General features: G+C 58.2%; 3 protein-coding genes and 2 pseudogenes. 2 read left to right on the forward strand and 3 right to left on the reverse strand.

Going from position 1 to position 2,614, the window contains the following annotated elements; all coding sequences use genetic code 11:
• Positions 1 to 176: pseudogene (locus tag E0F99_RS30810) on the forward strand (IS110 family transposase); the annotation flags it as partial.
• 39 nt (positions 177 to 215) lie between these two features.
• Here the strand turns inward: E0F99_RS30810 and E0F99_RS29590 are convergent.
• Both E0F99_RS29590 and E0F99_RS29595 read right to left on the reverse strand, forming a co-directional pair.
• Positions 216 to 515, reverse strand: coding sequence for a PsiF family protein (locus E0F99_RS29590; protein ID WP_017737505.1), 300 nt, complete (start codon positions 513 to 515; stop codon positions 216 to 218).
• Positions 516 to 586: 71 nt separating this feature from the next.
• Positions 587 to 1,375: an AraC family transcriptional regulator gene (locus E0F99_RS29595; protein ID WP_083355508.1), complete on the reverse strand. Its 789-nt coding sequence runs from the start codon at positions 1,373 to 1,375 to the stop codon at positions 587 to 589.
• Between the two features lie 97 nt (positions 1,376 to 1,472).
• On the opposite strand from E0F99_RS29595, the gene E0F99_RS29600 reads away from it, so the two are divergent.
• Complete coding sequence (locus E0F99_RS29600) at positions 1,473 to 2,360, forward strand: DMT family transporter (protein ID WP_083355509.1); 888 nt, start codon at positions 1,473 to 1,475, stop codon at positions 2,358 to 2,360.
• Between the two features lie 78 nt (positions 2,361 to 2,438).
• Here E0F99_RS29600 and E0F99_RS30815 read toward each other — a convergent pair.
• Positions 2,439 to 2,614 (reverse strand): annotated as a pseudogene (locus E0F99_RS30815) (IS110 family transposase); the annotation flags it as partial.

A 2,614-nucleotide genomic window follows, 5' to 3' on the forward strand; every position in this document is an offset into this window, starting at 1 on the left:
GCATCAGGTCAAAAGCTTGGAAGCCGCTGTATGAAGGTTACCTGGCCAGGGGCCTGAAAACGACTCAGGCCCTGGTCATCATCGCCCGCAAGCTGGCACGTATTGCGTTTTCACTCATGAAAAATCAGAGCGAATACCAGTCAAAAGCGGTTTTGGAGGCTTCCCCTCAACCATAGAATCTCCCACATTGCGCTCCAGCATTGGCGAAATCGTGGTCAGCCTTTGAGGCAAGTGCTCATAAAGGTCTTACGCGCATCGCCGGCCAAGGCCTTGGTTTTCGCCGTGGCGTTGCAGTCTTTCATCTTCTGCTGCTGCGGGGTCAGGGTCTTGGCATCATTGGCGGCTGGCGCCGACAGGCAGGTCTTCATAAAGGCCTTGCGGTCATCGCCTTTGAGCGTCTTGGTGGTGGCTTCAGCATTGCAGGTGGTCATTTTATTCTGCTGGGCAGTGGCGGCGAAGCCCTGGGAACACAGCAGCAGGCCCATCATCAACAACGGAATACGCAGCATCTTCATGGAGTTTTCTCCCTGTTACCGTGCCGGAGGGCACGGCCTACGCAGCAGTGTAGTCAAAGCCTGTTACATCTTCACCGGCTACGTATATTTGTTCGACGGTACTGCTCCGGAGTACAGCCGGCGTGGCGCTGGAACATGGCAATGAACGCCGAGGCAGTGCTGTAACCCAAGTCAAACGCCACATGTTGCACGCTACGGTCGCTGTCCAGGGCTTCGATCGCGGCGAGATAACGCAGGCGTTGACGCCATTCGCCGAAGCTCATGCCCAGCTCTCGCACAAACTGGCGCGCCAATGTCCGTTCACTCACATGCACCTGCTGCGCCCATTGCGCCAGCGGGCGGTTGTCGCCGGGCTCGGCCTGCATGCCTTCGAGCACACCCAGCAAGCCGGGGTGGCGCGCGTAAGGCAGGAAGCAATCGTGAATCGGCGCTTGCTTGAGTTGATCCACCAACACTTGGACCAGGCGGATGTCGGCCTCGGTCTGCGGGATGTTGACGTCACGCTGGGCAAAATCACTGAGAATGGCCTTGAGGATTTCACTGATCGCCAAGGTGCAGGGCGCCTTGGGCAATTGCTCGCAGAGTGCCGGGGCCAGGCCCACCGAGCGGTAGACAATCGCCTGGGCATTGTAGGAGCTGTGCTCGGTATTGGGCGGGATCCATACCGCGTACTGCGGCGGCGACATAAAGCGGCTGCCGGCCACTTCCATGCGCATCACACCGTTGGCCGAATAATCCAGCGAACCCCATAGATGCCGGTGCGGCGTGCACTCGGTGTCCGGGGCAAAATCGGAGTAACGGAAGTAGACCGCGCTCGGCAGGCTATGGAAATCCGCGAGGCGTACGGTATGTCTGGCCATATTGTCTGGATACAAAGGTCGTTTGTCTGGATCGCAGTATAGGCTTCGATCCAGACAGAGGATAATCCCGGCTCATCAACACACCTGGTTTCTTTCGATGCAATACGCGTATCCCCTGCTGGCCATCGTTATCTGGGCCGGTAACACCGTGGTCAACAAACTGGCCGTGGGCTCGATCTTCCCGGCTGAAATCGGTTTTTACCGCTGGCTGCTGGCGGCGCTGCTGTTCACCCCGTTCATGCTTAAGCCGGTGATTGCCAACTGGGCGCTGATCCGCCCGAACCTGGGTAAGATCTTCATCCTCGGCGTGCTCGGCATGGCGGTGTATCAGAGCCTGGCCTACTACGCCGCGACCCTGACCAGTGCCACCAACATGGGCATCATCCTCTCGCTGATGCCGTTGATGTCATTGACCGCCGCCATTATCAGCCTTGGTCAGCGCCTGACCTTCGGCGCGTTGACCGGCGCGGTGCTGTCGTTCGCAGGCGTGGTGGTGGTGGTCTCGGCTGGCAGCCTGGGCGCGTTGCTGCAACACGGGCTCAACTTGGGCGACGCCATGATGCTGATCGCCACCCTGGCCTACGCGATTTACAGCACCCTGCTGAAAAAATGGCAACTGCGCCTGCCGCCGTTGGTGTTGCTGTATTTGCAGGTGCTGGTGGCGGTGGTGGTGCTGTTTCCGCTGTTCCTGTTCTCGACCAAGTCGGGCCTGGGCTGGGCGAATATTCCACTGGTGTTGTACGCGTGCTTGCTGGCCTCGATGGTCGCACCACTGGCGTGGATGCACTCGGTAAAAACTCTGGGACCAAGCCGAACCACGCTGTTTTTCAACCTGCTACCGTTGATTACCGCCTTGATTGCGGCGGTGGTGTTGAAGGAACAGCTGGCGATGTACCACTTGGTGGGTGGTTTGCTGACGTTGGGCGGGGTGATTTTGTCGGAGCGTTGGACGACGCCGGTTCGTCGTCAGGTCAGCGCTGCCTGATAAATAGCCTTCGCGAGCAAGCCCGCTCCCACATTCGATCACATTCCAAATGTGAAACTCGGTCGAATGTGGGAGATTCTATGGTTGAGGGGAAGCCTCCAAAACCGCTTTTGACTGGTATTCGCTCTGATTTTTCATGAGTGAAAACGCAATACGTGCCAGCTTGCGGGCGATGATGACCAGGGCCTGAGTCGTTTTCAGGCCCCTGGCCAGGTAACCTTCATACAGCGGCTTCCAAGCTTTTGACCTGATGC

Origin of the sequence: Pseudomonas antarctica (assembly GCF_900624995.1) — a bacterium.
Taxonomy (GTDB): Bacteria; Pseudomonadota; Gammaproteobacteria; order Pseudomonadales; family Pseudomonadaceae; genus Aquipseudomonas; species Aquipseudomonas antarctica.